At 68.6% G+C, this 19,467-nt stretch carries 13 protein-coding genes; 10 read left to right on the forward strand and 3 right to left on the reverse strand.

The features are described from left to right. Positions 1–51 precede the first annotated feature (51 nt). The 3 genes from PMI01_RS13445 (at position 52) to PMI01_RS13455 (ending at position 6,315) form a co-directional block, all read left to right on the forward strand. Positions 52–3,099, forward strand: coding sequence for a TonB-dependent receptor (locus PMI01_RS13445; RefSeq protein WP_007669437.1), 3,048 nt, complete (start codon positions 52–54; stop codon positions 3,097–3,099). A gap of 131 nt (positions 3,100–3,230) precedes the next feature. Further along, complete coding sequence (locus PMI01_RS13450; RefSeq protein WP_007669441.1) at positions 3,231–4,757, forward strand: tryptophan halogenase family protein; 1,527 nt, start codon at positions 3,231–3,233, stop codon at positions 4,755–4,757. Positions 4,758–4,800: 43 nt separating this feature from the next. After that, positions 4,801–6,315: a tryptophan halogenase family protein gene (locus PMI01_RS13455; RefSeq protein ID WP_007669444.1), complete on the forward strand. Its 1,515-nt coding sequence runs from the start codon at positions 4,801–4,803 to the stop codon at positions 6,313–6,315. Positions 6,316–6,477: 162 nt separating this feature from the next. On the opposite strand, the gene PMI01_RS13460 is transcribed toward PMI01_RS13455, so the two are convergent. Both PMI01_RS13460 and PMI01_RS13465 read right to left on the reverse strand, forming a co-directional pair. After that, positions 6,478–7,386 carry an NAD(P)/FAD-dependent oxidoreductase gene (locus PMI01_RS13460; protein ID WP_007669446.1) on the reverse strand — a complete coding sequence of 303 codons (909 nt, stop codon included), beginning with the start codon at positions 7,384–7,386 and terminating at the stop codon, positions 6,478–6,480. Beyond that, positions 7,376–7,828, reverse strand: coding sequence for an RrF2 family transcriptional regulator (locus tag PMI01_RS13465; protein ID WP_007669447.1), 453 nt, complete (start codon positions 7,826–7,828; stop codon positions 7,376–7,378). Before PMI01_RS13465 ends, PMI01_RS13460 begins: the two co-directional genes overlap by 11 nt. A 149-nt stretch (positions 7,829–7,977) precedes the next feature. Here PMI01_RS13465 and PMI01_RS13470 point away from each other — a divergent pair, with 149 nt between their 5' ends. The 6 genes from PMI01_RS13470 to PMI01_RS13495 all read left to right on the forward strand — a co-directional run bounded on the left by PMI01_RS13470 (position 7,978) and on the right by PMI01_RS13495 (position 15,747). Continuing rightward, positions 7,978–8,496, forward strand: coding sequence for a hypothetical protein (locus tag PMI01_RS13470; RefSeq protein ID WP_007669450.1), 519 nt, complete (start codon positions 7,978–7,980; stop codon positions 8,494–8,496). 22 nt (positions 8,497–8,518) lie between these two features. Further along, positions 8,519–9,898 carry a DUF6880 family protein gene (locus PMI01_RS13475; protein ID WP_157223774.1) on the forward strand — a complete coding sequence of 460 codons (1,380 nt, stop codon included), beginning with the start codon at positions 8,519–8,521 and terminating at the stop codon, positions 9,896–9,898. Positions 9,899–10,011: 113 nt separating this feature from the next. Further along, positions 10,012–10,584, forward strand: a complete 573-nt coding sequence (locus tag PMI01_RS13480) for a protein-L-isoaspartate O-methyltransferase family protein (RefSeq protein WP_007669454.1) — start codon at positions 10,012–10,014, stop codon at positions 10,582–10,584. Between the two features lie 126 nt (positions 10,585–10,710). Further along, entirely contained in the window at positions 10,711–12,216 is a 1,506-nt protein-coding gene (locus PMI01_RS13485; protein ID WP_369743611.1) for a TolC family outer membrane protein, read from the forward strand. A 116-nt stretch (positions 12,217–12,332) separates the two neighbouring features. After that, complete coding sequence (locus PMI01_RS13490; protein WP_007669460.1) at positions 12,333–12,875, forward strand: pole-organizing protein PopZ; 543 nt, start codon at positions 12,333–12,335, stop codon at positions 12,873–12,875. Between the two features lie 148 nt (positions 12,876–13,023). Next, complete coding sequence (locus tag PMI01_RS13495) at positions 13,024–15,747, forward strand: valine--tRNA ligase (protein WP_007669463.1); 2,724 nt, start codon at positions 13,024–13,026, stop codon at positions 15,745–15,747. 200 nt (positions 15,748–15,947) lie between these two features. Here PMI01_RS13495 and PMI01_RS13500 read toward each other — a convergent pair whose 3' ends face one another. Next, positions 15,948–17,186, reverse strand: a complete 1,239-nt coding sequence (locus tag PMI01_RS13500; protein ID WP_007669473.1) for a serine hydrolase domain-containing protein — start codon at positions 17,184–17,186, stop codon at positions 15,948–15,950. 414 nt (positions 17,187–17,600) lie between these two features. Here PMI01_RS13500 and PMI01_RS13505 point away from each other — a divergent pair, with 414 nt between their 5' ends. Further along, complete coding sequence (locus PMI01_RS13505) at positions 17,601–19,364, forward strand: class I adenylate-forming enzyme family protein (protein WP_007669486.1); 1,764 nt, start codon at positions 17,601–17,603, stop codon at positions 19,362–19,364. Positions 19,365–19,467: the final 103 nt, after the last annotated feature.

A 19,467-nucleotide genomic window follows, 5' to 3' on the forward strand; every position in this document is an offset into this window, starting at 1 on the left:
GGAGCGAAGATCTTGTCCAATCCACGAAACCAGTCCGCGTTGGCGAGGGGGATGACCCTGGCGCTGCTGGCGGGCGCGTCGTCCATGGCGCTGACCACCGGCGCCTGGGCGCAGTCCGCGCCCGACGGGCCCTCGCAGGTCGAGGAAGTCGTCGTCACCGGTATCCGCGGCTCGCAGATCCGCTCGGTCGACGTCAAGCGGCGGGAGGCGTCGATCGTCGACGCCATTTCGTCGGAAGACATCGGCAAGCTGCCGGACGTCACCATCGTCGATGCGCTGCAACGCATTTCGGGCGTGCAGATCCAGCGCGACGCCGGCGAGGGCAAGACCGTCAACATCCGTGGCCTCAAGCAGGTCATCACCCTGTTGAACGGCGAGCAGTATCTGAGCGCCGGCAACATGGGCGAGGCCCAGCCGAACCTGCTGGACGTGCCGTCGCAACTGATGAACCAGGTGCTGGTCTACAAGTCGACCAACCCGCTCAACGCGCTGTCGGGCATTTCCGGCACCATCGACCTGCGCACGCGGCGTCCGTTCCAGATGGCCGAGGGCTTCACCCTGGCCGCCGGGGCCGAAGGCCAGCGCGGCGAGCGCACCAAGGAAAACGACTACCTGTTCAACGGCGTGGCCAGCTGGCGCAACGAACGCGTCGGCCTGATGGTCTCGGGCGCGGCCAGCAAGTCCAACCTGGGCAACAACTATTCCGGCACGGTCGGCCTGTCGGGCAACAACGACTGGGGCGGCAGCGCGCCGACCAACTTCATCTCGCCCCACGGCTATGAAAGCTTCAACCGGGTCGTCGAGCGCAAGCGCGTGGGGATCAACGTCGCCTTCGAAGCCGATCTCGGCGAGGGCTTCACCCTGCTGGCCGAAGGCTTCTACGCCAAGCTCGACGAGTACAACCGCGCCGTCGGCATCAACATCTCCAACCGCTGGGACGGCGGCGCCTTCGGCGTCTGGACCAAGCCCACGGTCTCGACCCCGGCCGGGGTCGGCAACTGGCGGGCCGTCGACGAGTACGACATCGACGCCTGGTGGATCAATTCGTTCACCGTCAACCGCGTCACCAAGTCGGAATCCAAGAACTACAACCTGGAACTGAAGTACGACAACGGCGGCAAGTTCACGAGCGAGGTGCGGGCCATCCGCGCCGACGGCAACAAGCTCAGCATGAACGGCCAGGCCCAGGGCGACCTGAGCAACTGGCAGTACGCGCCGGGCCGCTTCAACCTGTTCCGCAACGCCCAGGACCGCACGCGCGGCCCGTTCTATCCGACCGCGATCTGCAGCCAGTACCCGGCCGCGCAGCGCACCAACCCCGTCGTCGGCAGCGCCGGCGGCTGCTACCTCAATCCCAACCCGGCCGGTTACGGCCAGAACCCGCAGCTGCACTACAACATCAGCGGCAATCACCCGGTGTGGAGCGGCTTCGACACCCCGATCTCGGGCGGCCTGGGCGCGGGCAAGACCCTGCGCGACTACATGGCCAACAAGGACAGCTACGCGATCGGGGCCTTCTCGTCGGAGGGCAACAACGAAGTCGACTCGGACATGAACGTGTTCCGCGCCGACGGCCACTACAAGTTCGACGACAAGTTCCTGGGCTTCATCACCAAGGTCGACGCCGGCGTCCGCCAGAGCGACCGTTCGATCAGCGTCGAGCAGTTCCACCTGTTCTCGGCGTTCTACGCCGGCACGCCCGGCGCGGTGCAGAAGAACGGCACGCCGGTTCCGGCCGGCGGCTGCCTGGCGCAGTGGAAGGCCATCGACGTGGCGATGGACAACACCCAGTGCTCGGCGGGCGAAATGGTGCCCAACCCGATCACCGGCGTCCTGGAGTTCCAGCCCTATACGGTCAACCGCCCGACCAAGCTGTCGACCTACAACAACGTCGTGCTGGTCGACGACCTGGGCGGCATCACCTCGGGCATGCCCAACTTCTGGGCCATCGATCCGCGCGACTTCGACGACGTGAAGTCGTTCCAGGAGAAGGTGTTCGGCGGCGCCGTCCGCGTTCAGGTCCCGGGCCAGACCTACGATGTCGACCTGAAGGAACAAAGCGCCTTCGGCGCGGCGAGCTTCGAGGCCGGCGCCCTGTCGGGCAACTTCGGCCTGCGGGTCATCCAGACCGAACTGCTGGTCAAGCAGAACAACACCGGCGACACTCTGGCCTATGGCGACACCAACGCCGACGTCGGCGACACCGTCAGCCGGCGCAAGTACACCGACTGGCTGCCGTCGCTGAACGCGGTCTACGACGTCAACGATCACCTGAAGCTGCGTTTCGCCTACAGCAAGACGATGCAGCCGCTGGATCTGAGCAACTATGGCGGCGGCCTCAGCATCTTCACCGCCGACTGCGGGGCGGTGAAGCCGGGCGTGCGTTGCGTCACCGGCGCCAGCTCCTCGGGCAACCCGAACCTGGATCCCTGGCGGTCGACCAACTTCGACGGCGCGATCGAATACTACTTCGGCGCCGCCAGCATGCTGAACCTGTCGGCCTTCAAGCTGAAGATCGACAGCTTCGTCACCAACGGCACGACCACGGGCCGGTTCACCAACGGCGACGGTTCGCTCAGCAACCCGGTCAATGTCACCCTGCCGGTTCAGGGCGACGCCGGTTCGGTCAAGGGCCTGGAAGTGGGCGCCAAGATCGCGGTCAGCGACGTGTTCCCCGACGCCGGCTTCTTCTCGAACTTCGGCGTCGACACCAACTACACCTACTCGCCCAGCCACGAGTCGCGGATCGGCCTGGACGGAACCAGGCTGCCGTTCGTCGACAACTCCAAGCACCAGTACAACCTGATCGGCTGGTACCAGGACGACAAGCTGCAGGCCCGCGTCGCCTACAACTATCGGACCGCGCGTCTGTCTGAAGTCATGAGCAACAACATCCCGATCTACCAGGGATCCACCGGCTATGTGGACGTGAACGTCAGCTACAACGTTCGCGACAACATCACGGTGTACGTCAACGGCTCCAACGTCACGGGCGAGATCGAGGACTACTACGCCCGGTTCGCCAAGGGCTCGACCCAGTACATCAAGCAGAACGAGTTCGAACCCCGCTACACCCTCGGCATCCGCGCCAAGTGGTAGCGATCTAGCGTCCAACCTCCCTGCGGGCCGCTGTGACCCCTGTCACAGCGGCTTCTTTTTCTTCCCGGGGCGGATAGCATCAACATCAAGAAGCCGGAGAGCTTCGAGGAAGCGTGACGGGAGCGACGACCATGCAGGACAACCGCATCCGCGACATCGTCATCGTCGGCGGCGGCACGGCGGGCTGGATGGCGGCCGCGAGCCTGAAGCGTCACTTCGGGAGCGCGCCGATCAGCATCACCCTGGTCGAGTCCTCCGAGATCGGAACAATCGGGGTGGGCGAGGCGACGATCCCGACCATCCGCCGCTTCTACCAGGCCCTGGGCCTGTCCGACATCGACGTGCTGCGGGCCACCGGCGGCACCTGCAAGCTGGGCATCCGCTTCAACGACTGGCTGAAGCCGGGCTCGTCCTTCGTCCATCCGTTCGGCCTGTACGGCCAGGACCTGAACGGCGTGGCCTTCCATCACTACTGGATGCGGCTGCGCGCCCTGGGCGAACAGGTTCCGGTCGGCGACTATTCGCTGGGGGCCAGCCTGGCCGCGGCCGGCAAGTTCACCACCCCGTCGCGCAATCCGCCCTCGTCGCTGTCGATCTTCGACTGGGCCCTGCATTTCGACGCCAGCCTGTTCGCCAAGCTGATGCGCCAGGTGGCCGAGCAGGGCGGGGTGCGCCGCATCGACGCCAGGATCACCAAGGTCAACCTGCGCGGCGAGGACGGCTTCATCGAGTCTATCGACCTCGACACCGGCGCGACCGTGACCGGCGACCTGTTCATCGACTGCTCGGGTTTCCGCGGCCTGCTGATCGAGGAGGCCCTGCACACCGGCTACGAGGACTGGAGCCACTGGCTGCTGTGCGACCGGGCCCTGGCGGTGCAGAGCGAAGGGAAGGGCGATCCGCCGCCCTATACCGACGTCACCGCCCGTCCGGCCGGCTGGCAATGGCGCATCCCGCTGCAGCACCGCTACGGCAACGGCTACGTCTATTCCAGCCGCCACGCCACCGACGACGAGGCGAGGGCGGTGCTGGTCGGTTCGCTGGACGAGCGCCTGCTGCACGAGCCGCGCAAGATCACCTTCAACCCCGGTCGCCGCCTCAAGGCCTGGAACAAGAACTGCATCGCCCTGGGCTTGGCCTCGGGCTTCCTGGAGCCGCTGGAGAGCACCAGCATCGCCCTGATCGAGACCGGCATCGAGAAGATCAAGCTGCTGTTCCCCAGCCGCGATTTCGACCCCTGCGTCGTCGACGAGTTCAACGAGATGTCGCGGCTGGAGTTCGAGCGCGTCCGCGACTTCATCATCCTGCACTACAAGGCCAACCGGCGAACCGATGACCCGACCGGCTTCTGGACCCACTGCCGGGAGATGAGCATCCCCGACACGCTGCAGAAGAAGATCGACCTGTGGAAGGCCCAGGGCCACTTCATCCGCTATCGCTGGGAGATGTTTTCGCAGCCCAGCTGGCTGGCGATTTATGCCGGCTTCGACATGCTGCCGGAGACCTACGATCTCAGCGTCGACGGTCTCGACGCGGGGCAGCTGTCGGGCGCCCTGGCGGAGATGCGGCGCGCGGTGGCCGAGGTCGTGGCGGCGACGCCCCCCCATGGCGACTTCATCGAACGGTACGCGCGGCCTCAGCCCGTGGCCGCCGAGTAACTCAAAGCAAGATTTTCTGGGAACCGGGAAACCGGAACGTCACATGGCTCACCTGAACAAGATCGTGATCGTCGGCGGCGGCTCGGCAGGCTGGATCTGCGCCGCCATGCTCAGCCACTACTTCCAGAACGGCCCGACCCAGGTCGAGCTGATCGAGTCAGAGGAGATCGGCACCATCGGTGTCGGCGAGTCGACCATCCCGCCGTTCCTGCAGCTGATCCGCACCCTGGGCATCGACGAGCAGGACTTCATCCAGCAGACCCAGGCCGCCTTCAAGCTGGCCATCCGCTTCGAGAACTGGCGCAAGAAGGACGAGGTCTACTACCACCCGTTCGGCCAGATCGGCGGGCCGCTGGAGGTCAACGAGTTCTACCAGTGCTGGCTGCGGGCCAAGCAGAACGGCCATCCCTCGGGCTTGCAGGACTTCGCCCCGGCCACGGTGATGGCCGACACCGGCAAGTTCATGCTGCCGGGCAAGGCGCAGCGCACGATGATCGCCAACGCCAACTACGCCCTGCACATCGACGCCCGGCTGGTGGCTCTCTACCTGCGCAAGTTCGCCGAGGCGCGGAACGTCAAGCGCACCGAGGGCATCGTCACCGACGTGGCCCTTCGTGCCGACGGCGGCGTCGAGAAGGTGATCATGAAGGACGGCCGCGAGGTGGCCGGCGACTTCTTCATCGACTGCTCGGGCTTCCGCTCCCTGCTGATCGGCAAGACCCTGGGCGAGCCGTTCCGCGACTGGTCGGACGTGCTGCTGTGCGACCGCGCCGTCGCCACCCAGACCGAGAACATCAGCCCGCCCCATCCCTACACCCTGGCCCAGGCCCAGGATTTCGGCTGGCGCTGGCGCATTCCGCTCCAGCACCGGGCCGGCAACGGCTACGTCTATTCCAGCAAGTATCTCAGCGACGACGAGGCCACCGCCACCCTGCTGAGCCAGACCGAGGGCGAGGTGCTGCGCGACCCGTGGGTCGTGCATTTCAAGACCGGCATGCGCGAGCGGCTGTGGGTCAAGAACTGCGTGGCCATCGGCCTGGCCGGCGGCTTCATCGAACCGCTGGAATCCACCGCCCTGCACCTGATCTACAAGGGCATGGACTACCTGCTGCGGTTCTTCCCGGACATGGACGCCGACCCGACCCTGGCGGCCGAGTACAACCGCCGCATGACGGTGGACTACGAGGAGATCCGCGACTTCGTGGTGCTGCACTACGCCACCACCCAGCGCGACGACACGCCGTTCTGGCGCGAATACCAGAAGGTCGAGCTGCCGGAGAGCCTCCAGCAGCGGATCGCCCTGTTCAAGGCCAGCGCCGTGCTGCGCGACGGGGTGGACGACATGTTCCGCGCTCCCAGCTGGCAGTCGGTGATGGAAGGCATGGGCATTCGGCCCCAGCGCTACCAGCAGCTGGTCGACCGCATCCCGCTCAGCGTGATCAACAACATGCTCGACAAGTCCGCCCCCATGCTGGCCGAGTTCGTCGCAACCCTGCCCAACCACGAGGACTTCCTGCGCGAGCACTGCCCGGCGGAGCCGTTGAAGCGCAGCGCCTAGAACGTGACTTCAGTTTAGCTCCCCAACGGTTGTCATCCCGGCCGTAGCGAAGCGAAGGGCCGGGACCCAGGGCCACCGCATTGCGCCGGCCCATGGGTCCCGGACAGCCTCAGCGAAGCTTCCGGGATGACAACTGTGGTTGAGGCCGCGATGCCCTGGGCCCTAAGCCGCGACCACCTCCCGCATCAGCGACTGGTGCGCCCCGACGCCCGCCAGGACGCCGTCGGCCGAAGCCAGGGTGGCGTTGTGCATGGCCCGGGCCGCGTCGCCGGCCGCGTAGACGCCGGGGACCGTCGTCGCCTTCCCGTCGTCGACCCGGATCACCGGGCCCAGCATGCCGTCGTCGAAGGCGCAGCCCAACTGCTCGGCCAGCGGGCTGGTCATCCGGGTCGAGGGCGCGACGAACAGGGCGTTGATCGTGACGACGCGGCCGTCGGCCAGACGCACGGCGTCGAGCTCCGGCGCGTCGCCGAGCAGGGCCACCACCGGTTCGCGCTCGATGGTCACGCCGCGCGCGGCCAGCACGGCCAACTGCTCGGCGTCCGGCTCGAAGCGGCCCTGGGTGAACAGGGTGGTCGGGCCCCAGTCGGGGATCATGGCGGCCTGGTGGGCGGCCATCGGATGGTTGGCCAGCACGCCGAGCGGCCGGTCGCGCACCTCGTAGCCGTGGCAGTAGGGGCAATGCAGCACGGTGGCGCCCCAGCGTTCCTTCAGGCCGGGCACGTCGGGCAGGGTGTCGGTGACGCCGGTGGCCAGGACTAGGCGACGGGCCCGCACCGACCGGCCGTCGGACACCGTGACGGTGAAGCCGGCGGGGCCGGCCACGGCCGTCAGGGCCTCGCCGCGCAGGACCTCGACCGTGGGATAGGCCGTCAGCTGGCACATCGCCTCGCGGATGATGGCGGCGGGCGCCTTGCCGTCCTGGCCCAGGAATCCGTGCGCGGCGTCGGCGAAGCGGTTGCGGGGCAGGCCGGCGTCGATGACCAGCACGCGCCGGCGGGCGCGGGCCAACTGCAGGGCGGCCGACAGGCCGGCGAAACTTCCGCCGATGACGATGGCGTCAAACAACATGGTCTTGGTCCTCGGTGGATGGGTGTCGCATCGGGCCGACGTCGGCGGCCAGGTCGGCCAGGGTGATCGTCGCCAGCTTGCGGTTCAGAAGGTCGCGTGCCTGCGCCACGGCGTCGTCCAGCGCGGCGTTGACGGCCTGCTCGACGGCGCAGCCGGGGCTCTCCTCGGCCTTGCCCAGGGCGATCAGCGGTTCGCCCAGGGCGTCCTGGATCTGCGCCAGGCTGATGGCGGCGGTCGCCCGGCCCAGTCGCCAGCCGCCGCCGTGGCCCTTGGTCGAGGCGACGATCCCGGCCTCGCGCAGGCCGGCGAAGGTGCGGCGGATGACGACCGGATTGGTCATGGCCCAGGCGGCCATCTGCTCGGAGGTGACGGGCTGGTCGTCCTGCTGGGCCATGTGCAGCAGCACATGGAGGGCGACGGAAAGGCGGCTGTCTCGTTTCATGTAATTATATTTGTTACGTGATGACGGGCGTTTCAAGAGGAGCGCCGCGAGACGGACGGCGATGGCGGTCGGCGTGGCGCCGCGCCATACTGCCCGAGCCTCTCCGCGTTTCAGGCGGAGCCCTTGAAACGACTGGCGTTTGTCCACCGATGCGTGCGCGCCCCGAAACCTCGCGACCCGGCCGCTGGCGACGCCTCACGCAAGGCGAGCGCGACCTGGCCGCGCAGGTGTTCGGCGCCGGCCTCGACGCCGGGCGGGTGCGCGTGCTGGCCATCCCGTTCTGGAGCCGCGCCTTCGCGGCCAGCGGCGGGTTGATCGTCTGGCCGGCCCGCGCGATGCGGCCAGACTTCGCGGCGCCGGAGGTGCCTGTGGCCGAGCAGGCGGTGTTCGTCCACGAGCTGGTCCATGTCTGGCAGGCCCAGCGCGGCCTGAACCTGCTGCTGGCCAAGCTGCGGGCCGGCGACGGCCCCGCCGCCTATGCCTACGACCTGGACGGCGAGGCCCGGTTCGCCGCCCTGAACCTCGAACAGCAGGCCATGGTGGTCGAGGACGCCTTCAGGCGGCTGCACGGCGCCGCCGCGCCCCATGCAGCCTTGGCCTATGCCGCCGTGCTAGAGGATGCGCTTCCGGACCTGGCGACTCGCCTGGGCGGGCGGTTGGACGCGTGACGGGAGAACTCCGCTGGCGACGGTGAAGCGTACGGGATCGCGCAAGACCCTGACGACGGCGAACCTGGCCGCCCTGGGCGCCGAGCGGCTGGCCGAACTGCTGATCGACGTCGCCGAGGGCCACGCCCAGATCAAGCGCCGGCTGCGGCTGGAACTGGCGGGCGAGGTCGGGCCGGGCGACCTAGTCGCCGAACTGGCCAAGCGCATCGACTCCGTCGCCGACAGCCGAGCCCGGGTGCACTGGCGCAAGCACAAGGAGTTCGTGCGCGAGCTCGACATGATCCGTGTCCTGATCGCCGGCCGCCTGACCGCCCTGGACCCGGCCCTGGCCTTGCCGCTGATGATCGGCTTCATCGACCTGGCCGAGGGGGTGTTCACCCGCACCCAGGACGCCAAGGGCGAGGTCGAGGCGGTGTTCCAGGCCGCCGTCGCTGACGTGGCCGCCATCGCGCCCCTGGCCAAGTCCGATCCCCGGATCGTCGCCGACCAGTTGTTCGACCTGCTGCTGAGCGGCCGGGCGGGGCTGTCGACGCGGGTGCTGCAGAACGCCCTGCCGGCCCTCAACGCCATCGCCCTGGCCGCGCTTCGGGCCCGGATCGAGACCGCCATGGCCTCGCAGCGGCGGGTCAGCGCCACGCTGAAGGCGGCGATCCAGGTGCTGGCCGACGCCCAGGGTGACGTCGACGGCTACATCGCCCAGTTCACCGACTCCCAGGCGGTGCTGCCGCCGATCGGAGCCCAGATCGCTCGCCGGCTGATGGCGGCGGGTCGGCTGGACGAGGCGCTGGCGGCGCTCGACCGCTCGACCCCAGGCTCGTTCGTGCAACTGGTCGGGGCGGTTTTGGGCCGGCCCAGCTTGCCGGGCCCTGGGGCCCTCGACTGGGAAGAGGCCTATATCGACGTGCTGGAGGCGCGCGGGCAGGGCGACCTGGCCCAGGACATGCGCTGGGCCGGCTTCGAGCGCGGCCTGTCGACGGAGCGGCTGCGCGACTACCTCAAGCGCCTGCCCGATTTCGACGACGTCGAGGCCGAGGACCGCGCCCTGGCCCATGCCGAGGACTTCCACGACCTGCACGCCGCCCTGGACTTCCTGGTCCAGTGGCCCGCCTGGGACCGCGCCGCCCGCCTGACGCTACGCCGGTCGGGCGAGCTGGACGGCGACCGTCCCGAACTGCTGGAGCCCGCCGCCCGGGCGATCGAGGGTCGCCATCCGCTGGCCGCGACCCTGCTGCTGCGGGCGCTGATCCTCGACACGGCCCGCTACGCCCGCACCACCCGCTATAAGGACGCCCAGCGGCAATTGCTGGAGGCCGCCTCCCTGGCCCCGGCCATCGCCGACTGGGGCGGCCACGAGGACGCCGAAGCCTTCGCGGCGCGCGTGGCGGGGTTTCGGCGGTGGTGAGGCTGGCGGGGCAGGGCGCCATCCTAAGGCCACGGTAGTAAAAAGCCTCGATTGCCTAGACGGGAGCGGCGGACCTATAAGCGGCTTGAAAGTCCAGCCCTTCGAGGGATTCCATGAGCTCCGATTTCGCCGCCGCGCGCCTCAACATGGTCGAAAGCCAGATCCGCACGGCCGACGTCACCGACCTTCCCTTGCAGGACGCCCTGCGCGTCGTGGCGCGCGAGGCCTGTGTGCCGGCCGGCAAGGCCTATCTGGCCTATGCCGACGCCGACGTCGAATACGCCCCCGGCCGCTGGCTGCTGCGCCCGCGCGAGGTGGGCAAGCTGCTGCAGAACCTGCGGCCCCGCGAGGGCGACAAGGCCCTGGCCATCGCCGCGCCCTACGCCGCGGCCGTGCTGGAGAAGATGGGCCTGGCCGTCACCCGTCTGGACGGCGACGACCTGACCGTCGTGCCGGGCGCCAACTACGACGTGATCATCTGCGAAGGCGCCGTGCCGCGCGCTCCGGCGAGCTGGACCAAGGCCCTTGCGGTCGGCGGCCGGCTGGGCGTGGTCGAGCGCGACGGGCCGGTGGGCCGGGCCGTGATCTATGTCCATGCCGAGGACGGCGTCGGCCGCCGCGCCGTTTTCGACGCCACCCCGCCGCTGCTGGCGGGCTTCTCCGTTGAACCAGGCTTTGCCTTCTAGTCGCTTCCGGTCCAGAAATATCCGCGCAACGTCCGCGTGAAAAAAGCTTAACTAGCGGGCTCTGGCCTCACGCCTTACAGCCGATCATATAGGTCGCGGGCGTCGCGTGTTGTGGGTTTCTTGGGGATGAACTTGATGTCGAATAGCCGTCGGGCCGGATTGTTGGCCGCCGCTTGCAGCATGGGCCTGATGATGGGCCTGGTTTCGACCGCCCAGGCCGAGACCCTGACGGACGCCTTGGCCCTGGCCTATCAGACCAATCCCAGCCTGCAAGCCCAGCGCGCCAACCAGCGCGCCACCGACGAAGGCGTGGTGCAGGCCAAGACGGCCTTCCGGCCCGCGCTCAACGGCTCGGTCAGCGTCAGCGGCTCCGATACCCACCTGGCCGACCCGGTGGTCACCCGGGACATCCTCGGCAGGGTCACCAGCACCCGCGACACCAACACCAGCGCCGGCAGCGGCGCCGGCCTGTCCCTGTCGCAGACGCTCTATACGGGCGGCCGGGCCTCCGCCAACCTGACCGCCGCCGAGGCCAACGTCCTGGCCGGCCGCGAGGACCTTCGCAGCGTCGAGCAGTCGGTGCTGGGCAACGTCATCCAGACCTATGTCGACGTTCGCCGCGACCAGGAGCGCCTGCGCATCGCCCAGGAGAACGTCAACGTCCTGAGCCGCCAGCTGGAGGAATCCAACGCCCGCTTCGAGGTCGGCGAGATCACCCGCACCGACGTGGCCCAGTCCGAGGCCCGCCTGGCCGCCGCCCGCGCCAGCCTGTCGTCGTCCCAGGCCCTGCTGGCCGCCAGCCGCGCCGCCTACGCCGCCGTGGTCGGCCAGAACCCGACCGACCTGGCGCCCGAGCCCTCGCTGAAGGCCCTGCTGCCCACCAGTGTCGAACAGGCCTTCGACCTGGTCGACCAGAACAACCCGTCGATCCAGTCGGCCCGCTACGCCGAACAGGCCGCGGCGGCCCGGGTGGCCGCGGCCAGGGCCGCCCGTCGCCCGACCGTTTCGGCCCGCGCGGGCTATGAGTTCGACGCCGGACGCAGCAACGGGGCGGGCGAACAGTTCAACGATTTCAGCCGCTCGCTCACCGGCACGATCACCGCTTCGGTGCCGATCTTCACCGGCGGCCTGACCAGCTCGCAGATCCGCGCCGCCATCGAGCAGGAAAACGCCGCCCGCATCGCCGTCGAGGGCGCCAAGCGCGCCGCCCTGCAGCAGATCTCCACCGCCTGGAACAACCTGCTGGCCTCGCGCGCCAACCTGATCTCCAACGAGGAGCAGGTCCGCGCCACCAAGATCGCCTTCGAGGGCGTGCGCCAGGAGCAGCAGGTCGGCCTGCGCACCACCCTGGACGTGCTCAACGCCCAGCTCGAACTGGCCAACGCCGAGGTGGCCCTGGTCGTCGCCCGTCGCGACGAATACGTGGCCAGCGCCAGCGTGCTGCAGGCCATGGGCGCGCTGAACGTCGCCAACCTGGCGCCGGACGTCGAGCGCTACGATCCGGTCAAGTCCTACGACAAGGTCAACCACGCGGTCGGCTGGGTGCCGTGGGAGCCGGTGCTGCACGGCGTCGACAAGCTGGGGGCCCCTTCGACCAAGGTCCAGGGCGAGACCGTCGCCACCGCCAGGTAGGGCGAATCGGCGCGCCCACGACGCTTGAGCTTGCTTAAGGCGCGCAAGTCTGCACCATCGCTCCGGGCGCTCGGTGAGCGCTCACAGGATTCGTACCCCTTCGAGACGGCCCGCACATGTCCGACCAGAGCTCACAAGAACCGACGATGGAGGAGATCCTCGCCTCCATCCGACGCATCATCTCGGAAGATGACGCGCCCGCGGAGGCCGCGCCGGCTCCCGAGCCGGAAGCCGCGCCCGTCGCCGAGGAGCCCGAGGTCGAGGACGACGTCCTGGAACTGACCGATCCGATCGAGCCGCCCGCGCCGGTGGAATCGATGGGCGACATCGACGTCTATTCGCCGGAACCCGAGCCCGAGCCGGAACCCGCGCCGCCCCCGCCGCCGCCCGTGTTCGAAGCGCCGTCTCAACCGGCCTTCTCGCGCGAGGAAGTCGCCGAGAACCTGGTCGGCGACCACGCCTCGACCCTGGCCGCCAGCGCCTTCGGCAGCCTGAGCTCGGCCCTGCTGATGCCCAAGGACGGCCGCACCCTCGAGGACGTGGTCCGCGAGCTGCTCAAGCCGCTGCTCAAGGAGTGGCTGGACCAGAACCTGCCGCGCATCGTCGAGACCAAGGTGGAAGAAGAAGTCCACCGCATCGCCCGCGGTCGCGGCGTATAATTCGCCGTCATCGGTCGCTCGCGCGGCGATGGCGGTCTGAAAATCAGAAGGCGGTCGCTCCGGCGACCGCCTTTTTCCGTCCAAAACCCCTGTTGAACCAAGGCCCACGGTTTCGCCGAGCGGCCGCAGATGGCATACCCGCAGCGCCATGCTTGAAAAGACCTTCGATCCCAAATCCGTCGAACCGCGCCTGTACGCCGCCTGGGAGGCCTCCGGGGCCTTCAAGCCGAGCGAGGACCCGAACGCCGAGTCGTTCACGATCGTCATCCCGCCGCCCAACGTCACGGGCAGCCTGCACATCGGCCACGCGCTGAACAACACGCTGCAGGACGTGCTGACGCGCTTCCACCGCATGCGCGGCAAGTCGGCCCTGTGGCTGCCGGGCACCGATCACGCGGGCATCGCCACCCAGATGGTGGTCGAGCGCCAGCTGGCCGCCGCCGGCAATATCGGCCGCCGCGAGATGGGCCGCGAGGCCTTCGTGGAAAAGGTCTGGCAGTGGAAGGCCGAGAGCGGCGGCGAGATCGTCAACCAGCTGCGCCGCCTGGGCGCCAGCTGCGACTGGTCGCGCGAGCGCTTCACCCTGGACGAGGGCCTGTCGGCCGCCGTCCGCAAGGTGTTCGTCCAGCTCTACAAGCAGAACCTGCTCTATCGCGACAAGCGCCTGGTCAACTGGGACCCGCAGTTCCAGACCGCCATCTCCGACCTCGAGGTCGAGCAGCGCGAGACCGACGGCCACTACTGGCACTTCGCCTATCCGCTGGCCGACGGCGTGACGTTCCAGTACCCGGTCGCCTTCGACGACGAGGGCAAGGCCACCGAATTCGAGACCCGCGACTTCATCGTCGTGGCCACCACCCGGCCCGAAACCATGCTGGGCGACACCGGCGTGGCCGTCCATCCGTCGGACGAACGCTACAAGGACCTGGTCGGCAAGGCCGTGATCCTGCCGATCGTCGGCCGTCGCATCCCGATCGTCGCCGACGACTACGCCGACCCGACCAAGGGTTCGGGCGCGGTGAAGATCACGCCCGCGCACGACTTCAACGACTTCGGGGTGGGCAAGCGGCACGGGCTGCCGGCCATCAACATCCTGACGCCCGACGCGCGGCTCAATGACCAGGTCCCGGCCGAGTACCAGGGCCTGGACCGCTTCGCCGCCCGCAAGCTGGTCGTCGCCCGCGCCGAGGACGAGGGCTGGCTGAAGGAAATCGAGAAGACCCGCCACATGGTCCCGCACGGCGACCGCTCGGGCGTGGTCATCGAGCCCTACCTGACCGATCAGTGGTACGTCGACGCCAAGACCCTGGCCCAGCCGGCCCTGAAGGCGGTGGAGGAGGGCGCGACCGTCTTCGAGCCCCGCCACTGGGAAAAGACCTATTTCGAATGGCTGCGCAACATCGAGCCCTGGTGCGTCTCGCGCCAGCTGTGGTGGGGCCATCGCATCCCGGCCTGGTTCGGTCCGGACGGCCACATCTTCGTCGAGGAGACCGAGGAGGAGGCCCTGGCCGCCGCCATCCTGCACTATGGCGACGAGGCCCCGATCCTGAGGCGCGACGAGGACGTCCTCGACACCTGGTTCAGCTCGGCCCTGTGGCCGTTCTCGACCCTGGGCTGGCCGGAGAAGACCTCCGACCTCGCCAGGTTCTACCCGACCAGCACCCTGGTCACCGGCTTCGACATCATCTTCTTCTGGGTGGCCCGGATGATGATGATGGGCATCCACTTCATGGGCGAAGTCCCGTTCAAGCAGGTGTTCATCAACGCCCTCGTCCGTGATGAGAAGGGCGCCAAGATGAGCAAGTCCAAGGGTAACGTGATGGACCCGCTGGTCCTGATCGACGAACTGGGCTGCGACGCGGTGCGCTTCACCATGACGGCGATGTCGGGCCAGGCCCGCGACATCAAGCTGTCCAAGCAACGCATCGAGGGCTACCGCAACTTCGGCACCAAGCTGTGGAACGCCTCGCGCTTCGCCCAGATGAACGAGTGCGTCCGCGTCGAGGGCTTCGATCCCTCCACCGTGCAGCAACCGATCAACAAGTGGATCCGCGGTGAGACGGTGAAGACCGCCGCCGAGGTGACGCGGGCCCTGGAGGAGCCGTCGTTCGACGCCGCCGCCACCGCGCTGTACCGCTTCATCTGGAACGTGTTCTGCGACTGGTACCTGGAGCTGGCCAAGCCGATCCTCAACGGCGACGACGCCGCCGCCAAGGCCGAGACCCGGGCCACCGCCGCCTGGGCGCTGGACGTGATCCTCAAGCTGCTGCACCCGGTGATGCCGTTCATCACCGAGGAGCTGTGGGACAAGACCGCCGAGTTCGGCGCGCCCCGCGACGGCATGCTGATCGTCGAGCGCTGGCCCGAGCTGCCGCAGAGCTGGATCGACCCCGAGGCCGAGGCCGAGATCGGCTGGCTGGTCGACACCGTCGGTGAGATCCGTTCCGTGCGCGCCGAGATGAACGTCCCGCCGGGCGCCAAGCCGCCGCTGACCGTGATCGGGGCCAACGCCGAGACCAAGGCCCGCCTGATCCGTCACCGCGACCTGCTGCTGACCCTGGCCCGCCTGGACAGCGCCCGCGAGGCCGAGGCGGCCCCGGCCGGCGCCGTGCCCTTCGTGCTGGGCGAGGCGACCGGGGCCCTGGCCATCGCCGAGTTCATCGACCTGACCGCCGAGAAGGCGCGGCTGGCCAAGGAGATCGCCGGCCATGTCGGCGAGATCGAGAAGACGGCCAAGAAGCTGAACAATCCCGACTTCCTGGCCCGGGCCAAGGAAGAGGTGGTCGAGGAAAATCGCGAACGCCTGGCCGACGCCGAAGCGGCGAAGGCCAAGCTGGAAGCGGCCCTGGCGCGGCTGGCGGCAGTGGGGTAGGGGGGCGATACACCCTCTCCCCGTGTCCTTCTGCATCGTCCCTCCCCCTTGTGGGGAGGGTGGCGGCGAAGCCGACGGGTGGGGGCCGGTGCAGGGCGCCTTGAGTCAGCAAGCCCCACCCGACCCCTTCGGGGCCACCCTCCCCATGAAGGGGAAGGACGACGCCTGGGCGGATCGCTGGGCTCTCTAGTTCCCAATCCTCACCGCCCGTAGACCGCGTCCCGCAGTTGCACGGTAAAGGCCCCGTTCATGCCCTCGAACGCCGTGTTGGTCATCAGCACCACGGTGAGCCCGCTCTTGGGGTCGACGAACCAGTTGTGGCCGTAGACGCCGCCCCAGGCGATCGTGCCGGCCGCCTGGGGCGTCTTGGCGACGGCGGGGTCGTCCAGCACCGCCCAACCGTAGCCGAACCCCCAGCCGGGGCCCTGCGTCGCCGCCTGGACGCCGACCTGATCCTGCATCATCTGCGCGACCGTGGCGGGCTTGAGGATCGGCGCGCCGCCCTGGCGCAAGGCTTCCAGAAAGGCCAGCACGTCACCCGCCGTGCCGACCATGCCCGCGCCGCCGGAAGGGAAGGCGGTGGGGTCGGTGGCGCGGCTGGGGGCGAAGCGCACGGCGGTGGCGCCCAGCGAGACGTCCAGGTTGTCGGTCATCCGCGTCGGGGCGGGCTGGGCGTTGACATAGGCCGCCGTCAGGCGAGCGGGGTCGCGGGCCACGAAGCCGGTGTCGGCCAGGCCCAGCGGCGTGGTGACGGCCTGGGCGAGCACCTGGGGCAGGGTCTGGCCGGTCGCCTTCTCCATCACCCCGCCCAGCACGTCGATGGCCAGCGAATAGCGCCAGGCCGAACCGGGCGGAAAGCTCAGCGGCGCCTTGCCCAGGCGGCGCAGGTTCTCGTCGAGCGTGATCCCCGACAGGTCGATGCCGTCCGACACCCCCAGCGCGTGGTAGGGGTGCGAGGGCGGTTCGGCCAGGCCGTAGGTCAGGCCGCTGGTGTGGTTCAGCAGTTGCCGCACGGTGATGACCGGCTGGGTCCCGTCGGCCAGCCTGGGTTGGAAGTCCGGCAGCCATTTCGTCACCGGATCGTCCAGGTGCAGCTTGCCCTCCTCGACCAGGCGCATGGCGGCGGCCGTGACGAACGGCTTGGTGACCGAGGAGAAGCGGAAGACCGCGTCCTCGCCCATCGGCCGTCCGGCCTCGCGATCGGCCAGGCCGGCCGCGCGGTGATAGACCAGCTTGCCGTCTCGGGCGACCAGCACGACGGTCCCGACTAGGCGGTGGTCGGCGATGGCGCTGTCGATGACCTTGTCGACCCGGGCCGCCAGGGCCGCGTCGGGCGCGACGGCGATCCTCGCGGGCGGGGTGGGCGGCGCGGCTCCGGCGCCGGGAGCCGCCAGGGTCAGGCTGGCGACCGCGGCGAGGCTGGTGACCCATAGGCGCATGACAATCCCTCGCTCTGGAACCCGACATTCGTTGGCGCAGAAGTAGGATGATCCTGGGGCTCGGGACAAGCCCAGTGGACGAGGTGAGATCACACCCACTTGCCCCCACCTGGCCGCTTCGCGGCCTGTCCGCCCCCATAGGGGGCGGAGCCTCGCGCCTTAAACTCTTCCCCCTATGGGGGAGGAGGGCCGCAGGCCCGGAGGGGGCAAGGGCGCGAGCCACGGCGCCGCCACGCCGAGACAAACCCTCCATTCCGCCGAACCTTGTTACCCCAATCGATCAATTCCTACCCCCTAACTAAACAACGTTCCCTTACGTTCGAACGGACGTTTGCATCCCGTCGCCGCCTGTGCTTTCTCAGCCTTGAACGCGCTCGTCCAACGAGGCGCGACCACAACACCGGGAGAGTAACGATGACCCAGGCCGCCGCAGCGCCTGCCCCCGCCGCCGTTCCGTGGCCCGCCATGTCGGTGAAACAGGCCTACGCCCTGATCACCCAGCCCGGCACGCCCGGCGAAATGGAAGAAATCGACATCCGGGGCGTCAAGACCCGGGTCTGGAAGAACTGCCCGCCGACCCTGCGCGACACCCTGCTGGTGGGCCGCGCCCACGGCGAGAAGATCTTCCTGGTCCACGAGGACGAGCGGGTCAGCTTCGAGGCCTTCTACCGCGCCGTGACGGTGTTCGCCGCCGAGCTGGAAGCCTCGGGCGTCAAGAAGGGTGACCGGGTCGCCCTGATCATGCGCAACCTGCCCGAATGGCCGGTGGCCTTCTATGCCGGCCTGTCGCTGGGCGCGATCCTCACCCCGCTGAACGCCTGGTGGACTGGGCAGGAGCTGGAATACGGCCTGGTCGATTCCGGCGCCTCGGTGGCGATCATGGACGTCGAGCGCTTCGAGCGCCTGACCGAGCACTTCGACAACTGCCCCGACCTGAAGCTGGTCTATGTCAGCCGTTCGAAGGAAGAGATCGCCCATCCCTACGTCAAGCGGATGGAGAAGGTGATCGGCTGTCCCAACGACTGGATCACGCTGGACGAAAAGCCGCTGTCGACCGTGGAACTGGGCCCGGAAGACGACGCGACGATCTTCTACACCTCCGGCACCACCGGAAAGCCCAAGGGCGCCCTGGGCACCCATCGCAACGTCAACAGCAACATCTTCGCCGCCGCCGCCGCCGGGGCCCGCAGCTTCCTGCGTCGCGGCGAGGTTCCGCCGCAGCCCGACCCCAGCCTGCCGCAGAAGGGCGCGCTGATCTCGGTGCCGTTCTTCCACGCCACCGGCTGTTTCGCGGTGATGAACCCGTCGCTGTTCGCCGGCGCCAAGCTGGCGATGATCCGCAAGTGGGATCCCGACAAGGCCATGCAGCTGATCCAGGACGAGCGCCTGACCCAGATGGGCGGGGTGCCGACCATCGCCTGGCAGATCATCGAGCATCCCAACCGCGACAAGTACGACCTGTCGTCGCTGGAGGCCATCGCCTATGGCGGCGCGCCGTCGGCTCCGGAACTGGTCCGCAAGATCAAGGAAATCTGGCCCAAGTCGTCGGCCGGCAACGGCTGGGGCATGACCGAGACCTCGGCCACGGCCACCAGCAACTCCGCCGAGGACTACGAGAACCGTCCCGACAGCTGCGGCCCCGCCGTGCCGGTCACCGACCTGAAGATCATGACCGTCGAGGAACCGCACCGCGAGCTGCCGATCGGCGAGGTCGGCGAGCTGTGGTGCAAGGGTCCGCAGGTGGTGAAGGGCTACTGGAACAAGCCGGAAGCCACCGCCCAGACCTTCGTCGACGGCTGGGTCAAGACCGGCGACCTGGCGCGGCTGGACGAAGAGGGCTTCTGTTACATCATCGACCGGGCCAAGGACATGCTGATCCGCGGCGGCGAGAACATCTACTGCATCGAGGTCGAGAACCTGCTCTACGAGCATCCGGCGATCATGGACGCCGCCCTGGTCGGCATTCCGCACAAGACCCTGGGCGAGGAACCGGCCGCCGTCGTCACCCTCAAGCCCGGCGCGACCGCCACAGAGGCCGAGCTCCGCGCCTTCGTCGCCGACCGCCTGGCCGCCTTCAAGGTGCCGGTCAAGGTGGTGTTCTGGCCCGAGACCCTGCCGCGCAACGCCAACGGCAAGATCATGAAGAACGAGCTGAAGAAGGTGTTCGTGGAGGGGTAGGCCGCCTCCACGACGTTTCTCCCTCCCCCTCGTGGGGAGGGCGGCCCCGAAGGGGTCGGGTGGGGTTTGATGAGTCAGCAGGCCCCACCCGTCGGCTTCGCCG

This window comes from Caulobacter sp. AP07 (assembly GCF_000281955.1).
Lineage (GTDB): Bacteria > Pseudomonadota > Alphaproteobacteria > Caulobacterales > Caulobacteraceae > Caulobacter.

Bases quoted from the DNA above. Each gene is read 5' to 3' on its own strand.
- PMI01_RS13445 (WP_007669437.1), top strand. From the start codon at position 52: ATGACCCTGGCGCTGCTGGCGGGCGCGTCGTCCATGGCGCTGACCACC.
- PMI01_RS13450 (WP_007669441.1), top strand. From the start codon at position 3,231: ATGCAGGACAACCGCATCCGCGACATCGTCATCGTCGGCGGCGGCACG.
- PMI01_RS13455 (WP_007669444.1), top strand. From the start codon at position 4,801: ATGGCTCACCTGAACAAGATCGTGATCGTCGGCGGCGGCTCGGCAGGC.
- PMI01_RS13460 (WP_007669446.1), bottom strand. From the start codon at position 7,386: ATGTTGTTTGACGCCATCGTCATCGGCGGAAGTTTCGCCGGCCTGTCG.
- PMI01_RS13465 (WP_007669447.1), bottom strand. From the start codon at position 7,828: ATGAAACGAGACAGCCGCCTTTCCGTCGCCCTCCATGTGCTGCTGCAC.
- PMI01_RS13470 (WP_007669450.1), top strand. From the start codon at position 7,978: ATGCGTGCGCGCCCCGAAACCTCGCGACCCGGCCGCTGGCGACGCCTC.
- PMI01_RS13480 (WP_007669454.1), top strand. From the start codon at position 10,012: ATGAGCTCCGATTTCGCCGCCGCGCGCCTCAACATGGTCGAAAGCCAG.
- PMI01_RS13485 (WP_369743611.1), top strand. From the start codon at position 10,711: ATGAACTTGATGTCGAATAGCCGTCGGGCCGGATTGTTGGCCGCCGCT.
- PMI01_RS13490 (WP_007669460.1), top strand. From the start codon at position 12,333: ATGTCCGACCAGAGCTCACAAGAACCGACGATGGAGGAGATCCTCGCC.
- PMI01_RS13495 (WP_007669463.1), top strand. From the start codon at position 13,024: ATGCTTGAAAAGACCTTCGATCCCAAATCCGTCGAACCGCGCCTGTAC.
- PMI01_RS13500 (WP_007669473.1), bottom strand. From the start codon at position 17,186: ATGCGCCTATGGGTCACCAGCCTCGCCGCGGTCGCCAGCCTGACCCTG.
- PMI01_RS13505 (WP_007669486.1), top strand. From the start codon at position 17,601: ATGACCCAGGCCGCCGCAGCGCCTGCCCCCGCCGCCGTTCCGTGGCCC.